This is a genomic window from Microbacterium sp. 67-17, from assembly GCF_001898325.1.
Lineage (GTDB): Bacteria > Actinomycetota > Actinomycetes > Actinomycetales > Microbacteriaceae > Microbacterium > Microbacterium schleiferi.
Map to the genome: position 1 here is coordinate 69,207 of NZ_MKTR01000013.1, position 18,283 is coordinate 87,489.

Here is an 18,283-nt window from a genome sequence, read left to right on the forward strand (position 1 = left end):
CGAGGTCGCCTATGACACCCCGGGCGCGGGGGGAATCGTGCTCAGCTGTAGACCGAGGTGATGTCCAGATATTCCTCTAGTGAGAGCCCGCTGTTGTACACCGCCGTGGCGATGTCGACGCCGAGGTAGCGCAGGTGCCAGGGCTCCCAGATGTATCCGGTCACGCCCTCTTTGCCCTGGGGATAGCGCACGATGAAACCGAACCGGTGCGCGTTTGCGGCGACCCACTGACCCTCGGGCGTGTATCCGAACGCCTCTGTGATGGTGTTCAGATCGAACGCGAGGCCCGACTGGTGCTCACTGTGCCCGGGCCGCGCCGAGTACCGGTCGGCAGCAGCCGTACCGTCGCGGGAGGCGTAGCTGTTGTAGACCTTGACCTGCGTCGCATAGGAGCGGAACCCGCTCGCGATCCAGAGGTTGTACCCGAGTGAGGCCGCTTCGGCACGCATCCGCTCGAACGCGGCGAGTGTGTCGCCGGTCAGTCCGTTCCCGTACCAGCTCGGCAGGCGATAGGTCTTGTTGGCGATGAGGATGCCGTTGATGTAAGTCGGCTGAATGTCGTCGCCCCCGTCACCGCCCCCGCTGTTGCCCCGCGCCTGCGCGGCCTCGGCCTGGGCTTGCGAGTCCTGGACCGCGGTCCAGGACTGCTGGTACGCGCCGATCCGCTGCGACGCGCTGCCAGAGGCCGGGTCGCCGAGCCCTGCGACCGCCGCAGCGTAGGCATCCTTCGTCTCCTGCGAGGCAAGACTCGGAACCTCGAGCGCTCCGCCGTGAGCTGCAGCGGACGCGACGACGGCGTCGATGTCGGCCAACGCCGCAGTGGTGGCGGCTTCCAGCTCCGAGGTCGACCGCTCGGATGTCTCGGCGGTCTCGGACAGGTGGGCCGCGTCGTCGGTGAGCGATTGCGCCTGCGCGAGCTGAGCCTCTCGGCCGTCGGGTACGTCTGGCGTCGAGCGCGGGTCGGGTGCCGTTGTCGTAGCCGTCACCTCACCCGGCGCGGCGATGGTCAGCAGCCCCGCTGCGACCAGTGCATCCAACGATGCTCGCAGCGTGTCGAGCGTCGCCGAATCCTGCAGCATTTCGGCGTTCGTGACCTCGATGACCGTCGATGCTTCAGCTGCCGCAGCGATGGCTTCTGTCTGGGCAGCGCTGAACGCGGCGGACGATTCGTCTACCGCATCTGCGGAGGCCACCCACTCGGCGAGCGCGTCATCGAATGCAGCGCGGGCCTTGGCGTTGTCGGTCGTGATCGTCCCGACGACGCCAGCCGTCGTGAACACTGCCGCGAAGCCGAGGAACGTCCGGCGCGCGATCGCTCGGTCTTTGCGGCTTGCCCCCATGAAGACAAGGGTAGTGCGCGTGAGAGCGGGTACCGTGAACACGTGAGTTCGGCAGGTCGCCATCGATTCCGCGGGGTACGCCGCGGAGAATCCACGGGCACGCTCGCGCCTGTGGCACGCACGGGTATCGCGACGGCAGCTGTGGCCTGCTTCGTGCTCGGCGGTCTCGGCCTCGCGTCCGCGGCAGATGCGTCGAGCTCGCCATCCGTGGCCGCGCAAGCGCCGGCAGGCGAGGTTGTCGTCGTCCCCGGTACAGCCGAGAGCGTCACCGCCCGAGCCACAGCGGCCGTTGCAACGATGAGTCTCAGCGAGCGCGCCGCGAGCGTGATCATGGGGCACATCTCGACGACCGACCCCGGCGTGCTTCGCGACTACATGTCGACTACCGGCGTCGGCGGCTTCATCCTCATGGGTGCGAACATCCCGGGCTCCGAAGACCAATTACGAGGGATCACCGCGGCGCTCACGGTAGACCCGGCGGTTCCACCGTTACTGGGAATCGATCAGGAAGGTGGGGATGTGTCGCGCCTGCCGTGGGACGACTTCCCGTCGTCGATCACGCTCAAGAATGAGCCGCCAGAGGCTACGGAACTCGCGTTCGCCGGGCGCGGCGCACTCGTGCAGCGCGCGGGAATCTCGGTCAACTTCGGCATCGTCGCCGACATCACCGACGACACCAGCATGTTCATCTACCGCCGAGCGCTCGGGACAACGCCCGAAAGTGGCGCCTCACATGTTGCTGCTGCAGTGGTCGGCGAGGAACCTGAGTCGCTGTCGACCCTCAAGCACTTCCCGGGCCACGGCGCAGCCCCCGGAGATTCGCACCGCGGCATCCCGTCGACGACAAAGACATATGACCAGTGGCGTCAGACGGACGCCGTTCCCTTCGCGGCAGGCATCGACGCCGGCGCCCCGTTACTCATGTTCGGGCACCTCGCGTACACATCGGTCGACGAGAAGCCCGCGACCCTGTCGAGCGAATGGCACCGCATCGCGCGGGAGGAACTCGGCTTTGACGGCGTCGCGATCACCGATGATCTCGGGATGCTGGAGGCGTCAGGTCTGTCCGAGTATCGGGACCCCGTGTCCAATGCGGTAGCCGCCCTCGCCGCTGGCAACGACATGCTGCTGTCGGTGCTGGGAACGAATGCTCAGACCGCGGCGGAGCTCACGGCGGGCCTCGTCGCCGCCGTCGATTCCGGCGCCCTTCCAGCCGAGCGCCTGGACGAGGCCGCGGTGCGGGTGATGACGCTGCGGCTGCAGACCGCGAGCGCCGGTCGCGGTCTCGTGCCCTGCTCGTCGTGCGCGCCCGCGGCCTGATCCCGCTTGTCAGGGGAGCGGCGGTCCTGGAACGGGCTCGATCAGTGCGGGTGAGTTGTTCCGGACGTTTCCCACGTCTGAGCTGACCGGATACACCTCCAGGGTGTCGGCGACCATCTCGGCAGCGTCGACGGCGGCATCCAGGATGTCTCGCGGGTAGTCGACAGTGGGGTCGAGCCAGGCGTCAGCGTGATCGGGATCCATGAAGACCGGCATCCTGTCATGGAGCGATCCGAGTCCACCGGATGACGCGCGGGTGAGAATCGTGAACGAGAGCACCCACCGGTCGTCGGCGTCCTCGGGCTTCGACGGGTCCTTCCACCATTCGTAGAGCCCGGCGAACAGCAGGGGTTCGTCGTCGGCGGGGTGGATGAAGTACGGCGTCTTGCCGGCATCCGTGCGATGCCACTCGTAGTAGCCGGTCACGGGGACGATCGCGCGCCGCTTCTCGAGCGCGGCCCGGAACATTGGCTTGTCTTCGAGCTCCTCGGAGCGAGCGTTGAATGCTCGCGCCCCGATCGAGAGGTCCTTCGCCCACCCGGGGACCAGGCCCCAGCGGGCGCTCTCCAGCCGCCGAAGAGGGGGTTCGGATTTCGCCGAGTCGAGGACGATCGCAGCCCGGTCGGTCGGCGCGACATTGAACGACGGGGCGGGCAGGTCATCGCCGACGAGGTCGACGCGAAGCATCCCCACGAGCTCGGTTCCAACGCTTGCCACAACGAACCGTCCGCACATGCGGCAAGACTACGCGGGGGATACCCCAGCCGCCTGGAGCCGGTCGAGCAGGCCCGCTCCGTCGGATGCCGTCACCCACGGCACTTCGGCTGCCGAGTGGTCGTTGACCGCGGTTCGGCCGCCAGCGAGCACGGCTTCGGCAGGGGAGAGTCGGCGGATCGCGACAGCCGCCACGTGCCCGGGGTTCTCGCTGGCGAAGGCCGTGTAGATCGCGTCGTCGTGCTGCCCGTCATCGCCCACAAGCAACCAGCGGATGTCGGGAAACTCCTCGGCGAGGCGCTGCAGACTCTGCTCCTTGTGCGCCCGTCCGCTGCGGAACCATCGGTCATGGGTGGGGCCCCAGTCGGTGAGAAGGAGCGCTCCGGGCGGGAAAAGGTGACGTCGCATGAACCGCACCAGTGTCGGCGCGACGTTCCATGCCCCCGTCGACAAGTACACGACGGGACAGCCCGGGTTCTCGCGAGCAAGCCGCTCGAGAAGCACCGCCATCCCAGGAACCGGCTGCCTGGCGTGTTCGTCGACAACAAAGGAGTTCCACGCAGCCAGAAGCGGACGCGGCAATGCCGTGACCATCACGGTGTCATCGACATCCGACACAATGCCGAAGCGCGCATCCGGCGCGACGACGAAGACGCGTGACTCAACCGGAGCGCCGCCTTCGACGGCCATCGTGAACGTCTGCCACCCGGGCGCAAGCGCGGCGTCGAGCACGACATCCACGACACCGCCGCGGTCGGCCTTCACTGTATGTGTTTGGCCTGCCACGGTGACGTCAACGCGGGCGAAGCCGACCGGAACCGCCAGAAAGCTGCGCCAACCGCGAACCGAGGCATACTCCCCGCCGCCGCGCGGCTTACGTGGCGGAACGATCAGCACTCGTCCGAGAACCCGAATCCAGCCGTCGCCGCCGTACCCCGCAAACGGGGTCACCGTGGGCCTGAGACCACGCGCGCGGGCGCGTCGCTCCCGCCAGGTGTGAAAGCGTCGCTCAAGTCGTGCGAGCCACAGGATCTTGGGGGGCGCGGGGGTTTCCTCCGGTCCGGGCACCCGTTCAGTCTGTCATGCCATCGAGGCTCGGGTTTCGTGGCCCATCTTCTGACGCAGCGCGCTCGTCATCCGCATCCATGTGCCGCCGCTCGATGCGGTGCAGCACCTTTTTGCCCAGGTAAATGGCCAGGACGAAAAGTGCGATAGCGGCGACGAAGATGTATCCGGCGTAGTGGGCGCTGTCGGCGAGGTCGCGGTAGGTTCCCGCCGCGGCCGATGAGACCGAAACGTAGATCGTCGCCCACAGGATGCACGCAGGTGCTGTCCACGCAAGGAACCGGCGGTACGAATAGCCCGTCATCCCGACCGTCAACGGCACCAGGGAGTGCAACACCGGCAGGAATCTGCTGAGGAAGATCGCGATCCCGCCGCGCCGATTGACATACAGCTCGGCCCGGATCCACGAACGCTCACCGATGCGGGCACCCAGGCGCGAGTATCGAATGCGCGGGCCGAGGAATCGTCCCAGCCAGAAACCGATGCTCTCGCCGATGAGCGCGCCGATCACGACTGCGACGCCCAGTGCCACCCCCTCCCACGGGCTGCCGACGGCGGTGCCGGAGATGATCACAATCGTGTCGCCCGGAACCACGAGTCCGACCAAGACACTGGTCTCGAGCATGATCGCAAGACCCGCGACGAGGGTGCGCACGACCGGATCGACTGCTTGCACCGTATCCAGCAGCCACGTGAGCCACTCGTTCATCCTTGAAGCGTAGAGCCGCCGACAGCCTTTAGCCTGTGAAGCGTGACCACGCCGCCGCCGAACGTTCCGCTAGCGGCGTGGCTTGACCCGGAGCAGGTCTTCTGCGGATGGGCGCAGCGCCACGAGCACGCATTCTGGCTGGATGCCGGCCCCGGCGCGATGACCGGGCGGAGTTGGGTCGGCATCGGTGAGCCCGTCGCCTCGGATGCTGTCGAACGGGTGGTCGTGCGGGCGGCTCGTGCCGAAGACGATCCGAGCTGGGACGATCGCGGCCCGCGGCCCGGGGGGTGGGTTGGCTGGTTCGGCTACGACGGCGGAGCGTGGCGAGCGGGGGCGCCGTCGTTTCCTGACGCGGGCGGCGATGCCTGCTGGATGCGGGTGCGCGCTGTCGTCGAGTTCGACCACGCGACATACAGCGCGACAGTGTTTGCAGTGCGTGACGTTGGAGAGCTCGCTGCCGACCTGCTGCGGCTCCCGCATCCCGGTGAGATTCCGCAGCCGGAGCCGGTCGTCGCATCAGCGCGACACGACGCGATCACCTATGCCGCTCTGATCGAGCAGTGCCGCGAGCAGATCCGCCTGGGCAACGCGTACCAGCTGTGCCTCACGACGCGATTCGAGGTGGAAGGCGCCGTCGATGCGCTGGCTGCATACCGGCGTCTTCGACGGGGCCTCAGCGCTCACCATGGCGGTTTCGTGCGGATCGGGGATCGGGCTCTCCTGAGCGCGAGTCCCGAGCAGTTTCTCGAGGTCGACCGCGGCCGTATTCGGACGCACCCGATCAAGGGCACCCGTCCCCGCTCCCTTGATGCGGTGATGGATGCCGAACTCGCCGAAGACCTGCGCACGGACGTCAAAGAGCGGGCCGAGAATGTCATGATCGTCGACCTGATGCGCAACGACCTCTCGCGCATCTGCCAGACCGGCACCGTCACGGTCGAGCGCCTCTTCGACGTCGAGTCGTATCCGGCAGTGCATCAGCTGGTAAGCACGGTTGCCGGTGACCTCCGCCCCGGCCTCCATGTCGGCGAGCTCCTCGGCGCGACATTTCCCGCCGGCAGCATGACGGGGGCGCCGAAGCTCTCGGCGATGTCGATTCTGCACGGACTCGAGGGCGCGCCCCGCGGTCTCTTCGCCGGATGCTTCGGTTGGATCTCACCCCAGGGTGACCTGGATCTGGCGATGGTCATTCGCTCGATCGTCATCGAGCAGGATCGCGCCTACGTCGGCGCCGGCGGCGGCATCACCTGGCTGTCGCAGGCATCGTCGGAGGTCGCGGAGGTCGTCGTGAAAGCGCGCGGACCGTTGGCAGCTCTTGGCGCATCGGTCCCGCGCGGTTGGGCGACGGTGGTCCCGGGCGCGTGATTCCAGGCATCCGGTAGCCTGGATGGTGCGCTTTCGCGCCTCTTCCCTGCATCCCGATTGGTACCCGTTACGTGAGTCAGATGGCCCCTACCGACACCGTTGCCGCCCACGGTCCCGAAGGCGGGTATGACCCGCAAGCGGTCCAGGCCAAGTGGCAGGAGCGCTGGGCGGCCGCCGACCCGTTCCGCGCGGGTGGATCCGATGACACGCGTCCGCGCAAGTACGTGCTCGCGATGTTCCCGTACCCGTCGGGTGACCTGCACATGGGACACGCCGAGAACTACCTCTACTCCGACATCGTGGCCCGCAGCTGGCGCCACCGCGGCTACAACGTGCTCAACCCGATCGGGTGGGACTCGTTCGGTCTGCCGGCGGAGAACGCGGCGATCAAGCGCGGCGCTGATCCACGGGAGTGGACCTACGCGAACATCGACCAGCAGAAGGCCGGCTTCCGCTCGTATGGAGTCTCGTTCGACTGGAACCGGGTGCTGCACACCAGCGACCCCGAGTATTACCAGTGGAACCAGTGGCTGTTCCAGCGGCTGTTCGAGCGCGGCCTGGCCTACCGCAAGGAAAGCCCGGTCAACTGGTGTCCGGTCGACCAGACGGTTCTGGCCAACGAGCAGGTCGTGGATGGTCACTGTGAGCGCTGCGGCGCCGAGGTCATCAAGAAGAAGCTCACCCAGTGGTATTTCCGCATCACCGATTACGCCGACCGCCTGCTCGATGACCTGAACCAGCTCGAGGGTTTCTGGCCCCACAAGGTCATTCAGATGCAACGCAACTGGATCGGCCGCTCTGTCGGCGCCGACATCGACTTCGAGATTGAGGGCCGCGCCGAGAAGGTGACGGTCTTCTCGACCCGCCCCGACACGCTCTACGGCGCAACTTTCATGGTTGTCGCGCCCGACAGTGATCTGGCGGCAGAACTCGCATCCGGGTCGACACCCGAGGTACGGATGCGGTTCCAGGACTACCTCGAGACCGTGCAGAAGCAGACCGAGATCGAGCGTCAGAACACGGATCGGCCCAAGACCGGTGTGTTCCTGGACCGCTACGCGATCAACCCGATCAACGGCGAGCGCCTGCCGATCTGGGCCGCCGACTACGTGCTGGCCGACTACGGCCACGGCGCGGTCATGGCGGTTCCCGCACACGATCAGCGTGACCTCGACTTCGCGCGGGAGTTCGGTCTGCCCATCCGGGTTGTGGTCGACACGACGGCACCTGCCACGGGTGCGATTCCGGTCATCGCCGAAGACGGGCCGGTGTCGGAGGACGCCGATGACATCGAATCGATCGATCCCGCGAAGACGGGTGTGGCGCTCACCGGTGAGGGGCGTCTGATCAACTCCGGGTCGCTGGATGGGCTGAGTAAGCGCAATGCCATCACGCGGATCACCGAGGAGCTCGAAGCTGCCGGAACCGGTCGCGCGTCAAAGTCGTACCGCCTGCGCGACTGGCTCATTTCCCGCCAGCGCTTCTGGGGAACGCCGATCCCGATGGTGCACACCGAGGACGGTCGGATCGTTCCGGTGCCCGAGGACGAGCTGCCCGTGCGGCTTCCCGACGCACACGGCCTCGACCTGGCGCCCAAGGGCACGTCGCCGCTGGGTGCAGCATCGGAGTGGATGGCCACGACCGACCCCGAGACCGGTGCCGCGGCCCTCCGCGACCCCGACACGATGGACACCTTCGTCGACAGCTCGTGGTACTTCCTGCGGTTCCTCTCGCCGGGCAACGACTCGGTCGCCTTCGATCCGGCTGAGGCTCAGCGCTGGGCGCCGGTCGACTTTTACATCGGAGGCGTCGAGCACGCCATCCTGCACCTGCTCTACGCGCGGTTCATCACCAAGGTCCTCTTCGACATGGGGCTCGTCGACTTCACTGAGCCCTTCTCGAGCCTGATCAACCAGGGAATGGTGATTCTCGGCGGCACGAAGATGTCGAAGAGCAAGGGAAACCTCGTCCTCTTCCACGAGGAGCTTGCCACGCACGGCGCCGACGCGCTCCGCGTGGCTCTCGCCTTCGCAGGGCCCGTCGAGGACGACAAAGACTGGGCTGATGTCTCCACGACGGGTGCGCAGAAGTTCCTCTCGCGTGCGTGGCGCGTCGCGCAGGACGTCACGAGCGAACCCAATGTCGTCTGGGCTGAGGGTGATGTTGCCCTGCGGCGAATCACACACCGCCTCTGGGCCGAAGCGCCGGGCCTGATCGAGCAGACGAAGTTCAACGTCGTCGTCGCTCGCCTGATGGAACTCGTCAATGCGATCCGTAAGACCATTGACACCGGTGCAGGACCCGCAGACCCCGCAGTCCGGGAAGCGGCCGAGGCTGTGGCAATGATCCTCGACCTGTTCGCCCCGCACACGGCAGAAGAGATGTGGGAGGCGCTCGGCTACGAGCCGTTCGTCGGGCTCGTCGGGTGGCGCCAGGCCGATCCGACGCTGTTGGTCGAAGACACCGTCACGGCGGTTGTGCAGATCGACGGCAAGGTGCGCGCGACGCTCGAGGTCTCGGCCAAGATCGACGGCGCCGACCTGGAGGCTCTGGCGCGCGCAGACGAGCGTGTTATCCGGTCCCTCGCGGGCCGCGAGATCACCCGGGCCATCGTTCGTGCGCCGAAGGTCGTTAGCTTCAGCACGAACTGACCCTTCCTCCCCGCGGCAGGTCTGCGAGAACTTCTGCACCGCTCGGTCGTCACGTTCCTCCCAGGCTCGGCGGTCGGCCTAGCGTCGCGTTTGTGGGTGGGCTTGTACGCGAGGATCGACGTCGCTGGGGTGTCGGTGCGGTCGTCATCCTCGCCCTTGGCGGTCTCGCGATCGCGGTGATCGTCGGGGTTGTCCGGGGCGCGGCATCCGCCGAGTCGACGACTCCGGCACCGGTCACGGTCGCCACGGCGTCCTCGTCGCTCTACGTTCATGTCTCGGGAGCGGTGAACGCGCCGGGTCTGTATGTTCTTCACCCGGACGCGCGGGTTGTGGATGCCGTGGCTGCAGCAGGCGGACTCGCCGAGGACGCCGAGGCCGCCGGAGTCAATCTCGCCCGCCCTGTGTCCGATGGCGAGCAGCTGATCGTGCCGCGGGTGGGGGAGGTGTCGGTGGCGGGACCCGCGGGGGTGACATCCGATGGTCGAGTGAATCTGAACACCGCGGACGAGGCAGCGCTTGACACGCTGCCCGGAGTAGGACCTGCCATTGCGGGACGCATCATCGAGTGGCGAGACAGCAACGGGCGTTTCGCAAGCGTCGACGATCTGTTGTCGGTGTCCGGGATCGGACCCAAGATGCTCGAGTCGATCCGTGAGCTCGTCACGGTCTGAGGGTGCGGGCAGTGGTGAGCGGAGGGCGGCGATGGCGTGCCGCGCGCCTCGTGCCGGCCGCTGTGGTGGCGTGGGCGACGGCCCTGGCGTTGGTGAATGCTCCTGCGCTGGCGCCGATGGTGGTCGTTGCCCTGGTGGCGGCTGGTGCCGGCGGGGGAGTTGTGCTTGGTGCGCTCGTGCGACGTCGCCCGTCGACCGTGACGTCGCAGGCTGGCGGCGTGTATCGGGGTGCCCCGACGGCCGTAGGTATCCTGTCTGTTGTTGTCGTGGCGCTTGCGGTTGGCGCCGCGGTCGGCATCCACGTGGCGTTGGCGCAGCCGGGGCGGGATGCCGCGCTCGAAGCCTTCGGAAGCGGCTCGCGCGTCGTCGAGGTCGAGGCGATCGTCGCCGGCAAGGTCGAGCCACGCGCGGGCGGTCAGCGGGCGTTCGATGCGTCGATCCGGCTCGTCGGGTCGGATGGAGGTGCGCTTTCCGGGTGGGCTGACGCGGCAGTGCGCGTGTCGGGGGAGCAGGTCAGCAGCGGGCTGGATGTCGGCGCACGGCTACGGGTCAGTGGAACGAGCAGGCCGGCGTATCCGGGCGATCGTGCCGTCGTTCAGATCCTGGCGCACGAGACAGAGGTCGTCGAACCCCCAACCGGCATCCTGCGCATCGCAGCCGACCTGCGGCAGTCGCTGGTCCGTGCCGCAGGGGGGCTTCCCGGCGGCGGGGGAGAGCTCGTGCCGGGGCTCGCGGTGGGCGACACGTCAGCGGTCAGCTCCCAGACGGATGCCGACATGAAGTCATCCTCGCTTTCGCACCTCACCGCGGTATCGGGCGCTAACTGCGCCCTCGTCGTGGGTATTGCGTTCGTCGCTGCAGCGGGGCTGGGAGCAGGCCGCCGCGTGCGTGTGATTGCAGGTCTTGGCGCGCTCGTCGGGTTCGTCATCCTCGTCACGCCCGAGCCCAGCGTCGTCCGCGCCGCGATGATGGCCGGAATTGCCATGCTCGCGGTCCTGCTCGGTCGCGCTGGCGCCGGCGTCGCGCTGCTGAGCGCGGCAGTCGTACTGCTCCTGCTCTTCGACCCCTGGTTGGCGGGCTCACTCGGGTTCGCGCTGTCCGTGGCTGCCACGGCGGCGCTTCTGACGCTCGCCCGTCCGCTGGCCTCGGGGCTGACGCGTGTGATGCCCGCGCCGCTGGCTCTGGCTCTTTCGGTGCCGCTCGCTGCTCAGCTGGCCTGCGGGCCGCTGTTGGTACTCATCGATCCGTCGGTGCCGCTGTGGGGAGTGCCGGCGAACCTGCTCGCTGCACCCGCCGCCCCCGCAGCGACGGTGCTGGGGCTTGCCGCCTGCATCGCCGCCCCCCTACCGGTGCTGCAGAGCGGCCTGGCAGCACTCGCATGGCTGCCGGCGGCGTGGATCGCTGGGATCGCGGATGTCGCGAGCGGGTTACCCTTCGCGCGCGTTCCGTGGGCGAGCGGCCTCCTCGGTGCGCTCTTACTCGCTCTAGTGGGCACACTCGCCGCCCTCGCGCTCGGCCTGCCGGAACAGAGCCCGCGGTCTACCCGCGTCCGGCGCGGTTCTGCGCTCCTGCTCGCCGTGGTCGTCACCGTCTGGACCTGCACGACCGTGGTCACCACGATCACGCAGCGATGGGGAATTCCCCGCGACTGGTCGATCCTGATGTGCGATGTGGGCCAGGGAGACGCGGTGCTCGTGCGCAGCGAGGGCGCGACCGCGCTCATCGATACGGGCCACGACCCCGCGCTGATGAGCGCATGCCTTGACCGAGTGGGCGTCACACGCCTCGACCTGCTCGTGCTGACGCACTTCGACAAAGACCACGTCGGCGGCACCGAGGCGGTGGTCGGGCGGGCTGACACCGTGCTCCACGGTCCGACCGACGGAAGTGCCGACGATCGGCTCTTGGCGGATCTTGCGCAAGCGGGAGCCCAGGTCGTGTCGGCGCAGGAAGGGATGTCGGGTACGTTGGGCGGCGCCCGATGGAGCGTGCTCTGGCCGCGCGCGAGCGTGCTTTTCCCGCCGGGCAATGACTCATCGGTGACCGTGAGTATCGAGGGCGGCGGCGTTCCGCGCTCGCTCTTCCTCGGTGATCTTTCCGCAGACCCGCAACGGATGCTGCGTGCGAGCATCCGCGGCGTCGTTGAGGTCGTGAAGGTGTCGCACCATGGCAGTGCTGACCAGGACCCCGGCCTGTACGACCAGATCGCGCCGCGCATCGGGCTCATCGGCGTGGGAGCCGACAACACCTACGGGCACCCCACCGCAACGACACTGGCCATGCTGCAGGGCAGCGCCGTCGGCCGCACCGACCAGGATGGGATCGTGGCAGTCGTTGGGGAGGGCGAGACCCTCGCGCTGTGGCGGGAGCGCGCGGCGTCTGTCGCGGGTGGCGGATAGGCTTTCGGCATGGCCGCACCCCGTCGCTCGAGTTCCTCGAAGTCGGCGATTCGACAGGTGCCGTGGCGTGATCCGCGTCCCGCGCCTATCGTTCTGGTGTCGGGCCCCGAAGACGTGTGCGCAGAGCGCGCCATTGCGGGCCTGCGCGACTACGTGCGGGCAGAGGATCCGGCGGTCGAGGTCACCGACCTCCGGGCCGACGACTATGTCGCGGGAACGCTGCTCACCGTCACCTCGCCGTCGCTGTTCGGTGAGCCGCGGCTCGTGCGCGTCTTCGGGGTGGAGAAGGCATCCGACTCGTTCCTCACTGAAGCCCTCGCCTACCTCGATGCGCCCCAGGAAGGCGCAACAGTCGTGCTCAGACACACCGGTGCGAGCGTGCGCGGCAAGAAGCTGCTCGACGCGATCCGCAGCGGCGCGGCGGATGCCGTCGAGATCGCGTGTCCGGCCATCAAGCGCGATAGCGACCGCTACGACTTCGCCGCCGCCGAGTTCGCCGGAGTGAGCAAGCGCATTGCGCCCGCAGCCTTGCGTGCGCTCGTCTCGGCATTCTCCGACGATCTGACCGAGCTTGCCGCAGCGTGTCAGCAGCTGATCGCGGATGTGGATGGCGATGTCACCGAAGAGATCGTGCGGCGGTATTACGGTGGTCGCGTCGAGACCACAGCCTTCGCGGTGGCAGACACCGCCATCGCGGGACGCTACGGCGAAGCGCTGATCACACTGCGGCACGCATTGGCGAGCGGCGCTGACCCGGTGCCGCTTGTCGCGGCGATCGCATCGAAGCTGCGCACCATGGCGCGCGTTGCCGGCCTGCGCGAGTCATCAGCCGCGATCGCAGCCCGGATCGGGGTGAAGGACTGGCAGGTTGACCGTGCTCGCCGGGATCTCGCGGGCTGGAACGAGGAATCCTTGGGCCGGGCGATCCAGGCTGCGGCACGAGCGGATGCCGAGGTCAAGGGCGCATCGCGTGACCCGATCTTCGCTCTTGAGAGACTCGTCACGGTGGTCGCGACCCGCAGTGAGTTCGGGAGCTGACGGTCGGAGAAACGACAAAGCCCGCCCCGAAGGGCGGGCTTTGTATGAAGCGTGAGGCTCAGAGAGCCGCGACCTGCTTGGCGATCGACGACTTGCGGTTGGCAGCCTGGTTGGCGTGGATGACGCCCTTGCTGACGGCCTTGTCGAGCTTCTTGGTGGCCGTGGCCAGAGCCTTCTCGGCGGCGGCCTTGTCGCCGGCGGCGATGGCCTCGCGGGTGCGGCGCACCTCGGTCTTCAGCGAGCTCTTCACGGCCTTGTTGCGCTCGTGAGCCTTCTCGTTGGTCTTGTTGCGCTTGATCTGCGACTTGATGTTCGCCACGTGGAGACGTTCTTTCGTTCGAGTGATGGATGGACTGCCGGCGACGAGAGAGGGGCGTCCACCAGCGATCGTGAGGGTAGAACCCACACACAAGCCAATCAGCGAGTCTACCAGGTCTGCTCGATGGTCGTGAGCGCAAGGTTCAGGACCGCATTGAACACCCGTGGACGCATAGCGGTGACCAGGTGACTGGTGCGCGGCACCACGATCAGTTCGGCATCCGGTGCGATCCGTGTGAACAGGCGCTCGTTGACCCGCAGCTGGTCGAACTGGCCGTTCACGAACCAGAGCGGAACCTCGATCCGTCCGAGCGCCGAGAGCAGATCCAGCACCGACAGGCTGCGCAGTGCCGTGTCTTGCGCGTCAAGTGCATAGCCCCCCGCGCCGAAGTCAGCCCGGGTCTCGGGCGGGAGCGTCGCATCCAGGACCCGTTCGCTCAGCCACGCGCCGCGGTCGGGGAGCGAATCGAAGCCGCGCGCGAGAAGGCGGTAGGTCTGCAAAGCGGCCCCACGAGGGATCGCCGTGCATGATGCGGCGATCAGGCCGGCGATCGGAGGGGCGTCCTCTTGCCCTGCGTACTCGATCGAGAGCAGTCCGCCCATCGAGTGAGCGACCAGCAACACGGTGCCGTGGTCCTCTGCGGCACGGCGAACGGCCTCATCGATCGTTGCGAACGCACCGCTCAGTGAGAACGTCTCGCTCATCCGCGACCCGTGCCCGGGAAGATCGACCGCTGTCACGGGGTTTCCGCGCTCGATCAGGTACCGCTCTTGCGCCCGCCACATCGTGCGGGAGGTGCGGATGCCGTGAACGAGAACCACCGCGACCGCCATGAGTTCGAGGATACGGTGCGTCGTTTCGTCTCGCTTCGCTGGCGCAACGACCGGGACCCGTACGCCCGGTAGGCGAAGGTGGGGGCGTGGGCGCCGGTAGAATCGTGCGGATATGTCCCCCCGTGCCTCTACGCCGCTGCAGCCGGCAGCCACGCCGCCCGCGCAGATCCGCAACTTCTGCATCATCGCGCACATCGACCACGGCAAATCGACCCTGGCCGACCGGATGCTGCAGATCACCGGTGTGGTCTCCGACCGCGACATGCGCGCGCAGTACCTGGACCGCATGGACATCGAACGCGAGCGCGGGATCACCATCAAGAGCCAGGCGGTGCGGATGCCATGGCAGACGGATGCCGGCACGTTCGCCCTCAACATGATCGACACGCCCGGTCACGTCGACTTCACCTACGAGGTGTCACGCTCGCTCGCGGCGTGCGAGGGCGCGGTCCTGCTCGTGGATGCCGCACAGGGCATCGAGGCGCAGACCCTGGCGAACCTCTACCTGGCGCTCGAGAACGACCTGCACATCATCCCCGTACTCAACAAGATCGACCTGCCCGCTGCCGACCCCGAGAAGTACGCGGCGGAACTCGCGAGCCTTATCGGCGGTGGTCCGGCTGATGTGCTGCGCGTGAGCGGCAAGACCGGTCAGGGTGTCGAGGAACTCCTCGACAGAATCGTCGCCGAAATCCCGGCCCCCACCGGTGACGCCGACGCGCCAGCCCGCGCGATGATTTTCGACTCCGTCTACGACGCCTACCGCGGCGTTGTCACCTACGTGCGGATGGTCGACGGCAAGCTGGAGCCGCGTGAGCGCATCCAGATGATGTCGACCCGGGCAACGCACGATCTTCTCGAGATCGGGGTCTCCAGTCCCGAACCGACCCCGACCAAGGGCCTCGGAGTCGGCGAAGTGGGGTATTTGATCACCGGTGTGAAGGACGTGCGCCAGTCGAAGGTCGGCGACACGATCACGAACCAGCGCAAGCCGGCATCCGATGCCCTCCCGGGCTACACCGACCCGAAGCCCATGGTCTTCTCGGGGATCTATCCGATCGACGGCAGCGACTACGCGGATCTGCGCGAAGCGCTCGACAAACTCAAGCTCTCAGACGCATCACTGCAGTACGAACCCGAGACCTCGGTCGCGCTGGGCTTCGGCTTCCGCTGCGGGTTCCTCGGGCTCCTGCACCTCGAGATCATCACCGAGCGCCTGTCCCGCGAGTTCGATCTCGACCTGATCACCACGGCGCCGTCGGTGACCTACACGGTCACGACCGACACCGGCGAAACCGTGACGGTCACCAACCCCAGCGAATACCCCGACGGCCGTGTCGCGGAGGTGTCGGAGCCGGTGGTGAAGGTCGGCATCCTGTTGCCCAAGGATTATGTGGGTACGGTCATGGAGCTGTGCCAGTCCCGGCGCGGGTCGCTGCTCGGTATGGACTACCTGAGCGAGGACCGCGTCGAGCTGCGCTACAACATGCCGCTCGGTGAGATCGTGTTCGATTTCTTCGATCAGCTCAAGTCCAAGACGCAGGGTTACGCGAGCCTGGACTACGAGCCGGCTGGCTCGCAGACCGCCGATCTCGTGAAGGTAGACATCCTCTTGCAGGGTGAGAAGGTGGATGCCTTCAGCTCCATCGTCCACCGCGATAAGGCGTACGGGTACGGCACGATGATGACTGAGCGCCTCCGAAAGCTCATCCCGCGCCAGCAGTTCGAAGTGCCCATCCAGGCCGCCATCGGGGCGCGGATCATCGCCCGCGAGAACATCCGCGCGATTCGGAAGGACGTGCTGGCCAAGTGCTATGGCGGTGACATCACCCGCAAGCGCAAGCTCCTCGAAAAGCAGAAAGAGGGCAAGAAGCGCATGAAGATGGTCGGTCGCGTCGAGGTCCCCCAGGAGGCGTTCATCGCAGCGCTCTCGGGGGACGTCGAGGGTAAAGACAAGTAGTCTGATCGCCATGCGCCGCGGAACCTTCCGGGACGAGACCGTCGACTATGCAGCAGTCGGGGCCACACAGGCTCCCGACCTCATGCAGTACCCGCCGGAGAAGAGCGTCCCCGCCGAGGAGTCCTGGCGGATCGGTAGCGGTCAGGCACGATTCGAGTCGGCGACCGAGTCGCTCTTGTCGTGGGCGCCGCTGCGCGGGGCCGGGTTGTCGTTGGCTGACATCCGTCCGGCATCCGGGTCCGGCTACGCCGGGGTCGCGTACGACTCGGATGGCGCGCCGATAGCGCCGTCGCGACGCGACGCCGAGCAGCGTTTCGACGCCGAAGGCACTCCGTATGTCAGCGCCGGCGCGACGGTGCACGTGACCGGCCGGCTCAGCGGATACCGCGCGGATGCGGAACTGCGCGTCATCCTGGCCGTCGAAGAACCCCGGCGCACGGCTTTTGCGCTGGGCACCGTGGGCGGCTCTGTCGTCAGCGGCGAGGAGCTGTTCCTGGTCGAGTGGCGCGACAACGACGAGGTCTGGTTCACCGTGCGCGCATTTGACCGTCCCGTATCGACGCTGTACCGGCTGGTGCCGCGCTTCGTCCGCGGGCGGCGGCGACGGCTGTTCCGGGCATACTTGACGGCGGTATCGCCCCTGTTCGCTCCCTGATGGGCGCAGCGCTTCCCCTCGGCGCTCCCGTTCCGCGCGACGGATCGCTTCCCGGGGCGGTCATCGAACCCACCGCCCCGCTGTCGGCATACGTCCATATTCCGTTCTGCCGCGTCCGCTGCGGCTACTGCGACTTCAACACCTACACGGCCGAGGAGTTGCGTGGCGCGCGCCGCGAGGACTACGCGGGGACGCTGCTTCGCGAGATCGACCTCGCGTCGGGAGTCCTTTCTGCCCATCCGCGGCCACTGAGCACGGTGTTCTTCGGCGGGGGAACGCCGACGCTGCTTCCTGCCCGCGACCTCGCGGTCATTCTGGCAAGCCTGCGGGATCGCTTCGGGATCGAGCCGGATGCCGAGGTCACCGTGGAGGCGAACCCCGACACCGTGACACCCGAGGTCACCGAGGAACTGGCCGGTGCGGGAGTCACTCGGTTGTCGATCGGGATGCAGTCAGCGGTGCCCGAGGTGCTTCGTACGCTCGATCGGACGCACCGACCCGAGAACGTTGCGACGGCGGTGCGCGCGGCACGAGACAGTGGTCTGGCAGTAAGCGTCGACCTCATCTACGGCGCGCCAGACGAGACCCTCGATCACTGGCGACGCAGCGTCGAGGCCGCCCTTGCGCTGGAGACCGACCACATCTCGGCATATGCGCTGATCGTCGAAGAGGGCACTGCGCTGGAGCGCCGCATTCGACGAGGAGAACTCGCTACACCCGACGACGACCTGCAGGCCGCGATGTACGAGCACGCTGACACCGCGTTCGAGGAGGCCGGCTACGGCTGGTACGAGGTGTCCAACTGGGCGAAGACCCCCGCTGATCGTTCGCGGCACAACCTTGCGTACTGGCGTGGACACGACTGGTGGGGTTTCGGCCCTGGCGCTCACAGTCACGTCGGAGGTGTGCGGTTCTGGAATGTCAGGCATCCTGCTGCCTACGCGCAGCGGCTGGCTGCCGGCGATTCACCGGGGGCGGGCTTGGAGGTCCCCGATGAGGAGGCGCGACTGCTCGAGCGGGTGATGCTGCGGGTGCGAACGGTGGAGGGTCTGCCCGTTTCCGAGCTGGCACCGCAGAGCCGACAAGCCGTCGCCGGTCTCGTCGCGAACGGGCTCGTGGACGGTCGCGAGGCGGTTCGCGGAAACCTCGTGCTTACGCGCGCCGGACGATTGCTGGCCGACGCTGTCGTTCGCGCGCTGACGGTGTGATCCGGGGCGTTGAGGGAGAGGCATCCGCTAGAATTG

Annotated in this window: 15 protein-coding genes; 9 read left to right on the forward strand and 6 right to left on the reverse strand. The window is 67.4% G+C overall.

Features of this window, described 5'->3' with window-relative positions:
* Positions 1-41: 41 nt before the first annotated feature.
* Positions 42-1,340: a M15 family metallopeptidase gene (locus BGO47_RS05540; protein WP_292709341.1), complete on the reverse strand. Its 1,299-nt coding sequence runs from the start codon at positions 1,338-1,340 to the stop codon at positions 42-44.
* A 42-nt stretch (positions 1,341-1,382) separates the two neighbouring features.
* Here BGO47_RS05540 and BGO47_RS05545 point away from each other — a divergent pair, with 42 nt between their 5' ends.
* Positions 1,383-2,660: a glycoside hydrolase family 3 N-terminal domain-containing protein gene (locus BGO47_RS05545; protein WP_292709343.1), complete on the forward strand. Its 1,278-nt coding sequence runs from the start codon at positions 1,383-1,385 to the stop codon at positions 2,658-2,660.
* Positions 2,661-2,669: 9 nt separating this feature from the next.
* On the opposite strand, the gene BGO47_RS05550 is transcribed toward BGO47_RS05545, so the two are convergent.
* Genes BGO47_RS05550 through BGO47_RS05560 form a run of 3 tightly spaced genes read right to left on the reverse strand, consistent with a single transcriptional unit; the run spans position 2,670 to position 5,148 of the window.
* Complete coding sequence (locus BGO47_RS05550; protein ID WP_292709345.1) at positions 2,670-3,395, reverse strand: SOS response-associated peptidase; 726 nt, start codon at positions 3,393-3,395, stop codon at positions 2,670-2,672.
* Positions 3,396-3,404: 9 nt separating this feature from the next.
* Positions 3,405-4,442: a phosphatase domain-containing protein gene (locus BGO47_RS05555; RefSeq protein ID WP_292709347.1), complete on the reverse strand. Its 1,038-nt coding sequence runs from the start codon at positions 4,440-4,442 to the stop codon at positions 3,405-3,407.
* A 4-nt stretch (positions 4,443-4,446) separates the two neighbouring features.
* Positions 4,447-5,148, reverse strand: a complete 702-nt coding sequence (locus BGO47_RS05560) for a DedA family protein (protein ID WP_292709349.1) — start codon at positions 5,146-5,148, stop codon at positions 4,447-4,449.
* A gap of 42 nt (positions 5,149-5,190) precedes the next feature.
* Here BGO47_RS05560 and BGO47_RS05565 point away from each other — a divergent pair, with 42 nt between their 5' ends.
* From BGO47_RS05565 to holA, 5 genes are all read left to right on the forward strand, one after another.
* Positions 5,191-6,513: an anthranilate synthase component I family protein gene (locus BGO47_RS05565; RefSeq protein WP_292709351.1), complete on the forward strand. Its 1,323-nt coding sequence runs from the start codon at positions 5,191-5,193 to the stop codon at positions 6,511-6,513.
* Between the two features lie 80 nt (positions 6,514-6,593).
* Positions 6,594-9,164 (forward strand): leucine--tRNA ligase, encoded by a 2,571-nt coding sequence (leuS, locus tag BGO47_RS05570; protein WP_292709353.1) that lies wholly within the window; start codon positions 6,594-6,596, stop codon positions 9,162-9,164.
* A gap of 92 nt (positions 9,165-9,256) precedes the next feature.
* The gene (locus BGO47_RS05575) at positions 9,257-9,835 is read left to right on the forward strand and encodes a ComEA family DNA-binding protein (RefSeq protein ID WP_292709354.1); all 579 of its coding nucleotides are present in this window, start codon (positions 9,257-9,259) and stop codon (positions 9,833-9,835) included.
* A gap of 11 nt (positions 9,836-9,846) precedes the next feature.
* Positions 9,847-12,234, forward strand: coding sequence for a ComEC/Rec2 family competence protein (locus BGO47_RS05580; protein WP_292709357.1), 2,388 nt, complete (start codon positions 9,847-9,849; stop codon positions 12,232-12,234).
* A gap of 9 nt (positions 12,235-12,243) precedes the next feature.
* Positions 12,244-13,272, forward strand: a complete 1,029-nt coding sequence (gene holA / locus BGO47_RS05585; protein WP_292709359.1) for a DNA polymerase III subunit delta — start codon at positions 12,244-12,246, stop codon at positions 13,270-13,272.
* Positions 13,273-13,330: 58 nt separating this feature from the next.
* Here holA and rpsT read toward each other — a convergent pair whose 3' ends face one another.
* Positions 13,331-13,591, reverse strand: coding sequence for a 30S ribosomal protein S20 (gene rpsT, locus BGO47_RS05590; protein WP_292709361.1), 261 nt, complete (start codon positions 13,589-13,591; stop codon positions 13,331-13,333).
* Positions 13,592-13,698: 107 nt separating this feature from the next.
* Complete coding sequence (locus BGO47_RS05595) at positions 13,699-14,424, reverse strand: alpha/beta hydrolase (protein WP_292709363.1); 726 nt, start codon at positions 14,422-14,424, stop codon at positions 13,699-13,701.
* Between the two features lie 112 nt (positions 14,425-14,536).
* Between BGO47_RS05595 and lepA the strand changes: the two genes are divergently transcribed.
* The 3 genes from lepA to hemW are packed head-to-tail and all read left to right on the forward strand — an operon-like array spanning position 14,537 to position 18,247.
* On the forward strand, positions 14,537-16,384 hold the full coding sequence (gene lepA, locus BGO47_RS05600) for a translation elongation factor 4 (RefSeq protein WP_292709365.1): 1,848 nt from the start codon (positions 14,537-14,539) through the stop codon (positions 16,382-16,384).
* Positions 16,385-16,394: 10 nt separating this feature from the next.
* On the forward strand, positions 16,395-17,039 hold the full coding sequence (locus BGO47_RS05605; protein ID WP_292709367.1) for a DUF1990 family protein: 645 nt from the start codon (positions 16,395-16,397) through the stop codon (positions 17,037-17,039).
* A complete protein-coding gene (gene hemW, locus BGO47_RS05610; RefSeq protein ID WP_292709369.1) occupies positions 17,039-18,247 on the forward strand; it encodes a radical SAM family heme chaperone HemW in 1,209 nt (402 codons plus the stop codon). Before BGO47_RS05605 ends, hemW begins: the two co-directional genes overlap by 1 nt.
* The last annotated feature ends 36 nt before the right edge of the window (positions 18,248-18,283 follow it).

Bases quoted from the DNA above. Each gene is read 5' to 3' on its own strand.
- BGO47_RS05540 (WP_292709341.1), bottom strand. From the start codon at position 1,340: ATGGGGGCAAGCCGCAAAGACCGAGCGATCGCGCGCCGGACGTTCCTC.
- BGO47_RS05550 (WP_292709345.1), bottom strand. From the start codon at position 3,395: ATGTGCGGACGGTTCGTTGTGGCAAGCGTTGGAACCGAGCTCGTGGGG.
- BGO47_RS05560 (WP_292709349.1), bottom strand. From the start codon at position 5,148: ATGAACGAGTGGCTCACGTGGCTGCTGGATACGGTGCAAGCAGTCGAT.
- leuS (WP_292709353.1), top strand. From the start codon at position 6,594: ATGGCCCCTACCGACACCGTTGCCGCCCACGGTCCCGAAGGCGGGTAT.
- holA (WP_292709359.1), top strand. From the start codon at position 12,244: ATGGCCGCACCCCGTCGCTCGAGTTCCTCGAAGTCGGCGATTCGACAG.
- BGO47_RS05595 (WP_292709363.1), bottom strand. From the start codon at position 14,424: ATGGCGGTCGCGGTGGTTCTCGTTCACGGCATCCGCACCTCCCGCACG.
- lepA (WP_292709365.1), top strand. From the start codon at position 14,537: ATGTCCCCCCGTGCCTCTACGCCGCTGCAGCCGGCAGCCACGCCGCCC.
- BGO47_RS05605 (WP_292709367.1), top strand. From the start codon at position 16,395: ATGCGCCGCGGAACCTTCCGGGACGAGACCGTCGACTATGCAGCAGTC.
- hemW (WP_292709369.1), top strand. From the start codon at position 17,039: ATGGGCGCAGCGCTTCCCCTCGGCGCTCCCGTTCCGCGCGACGGATCG.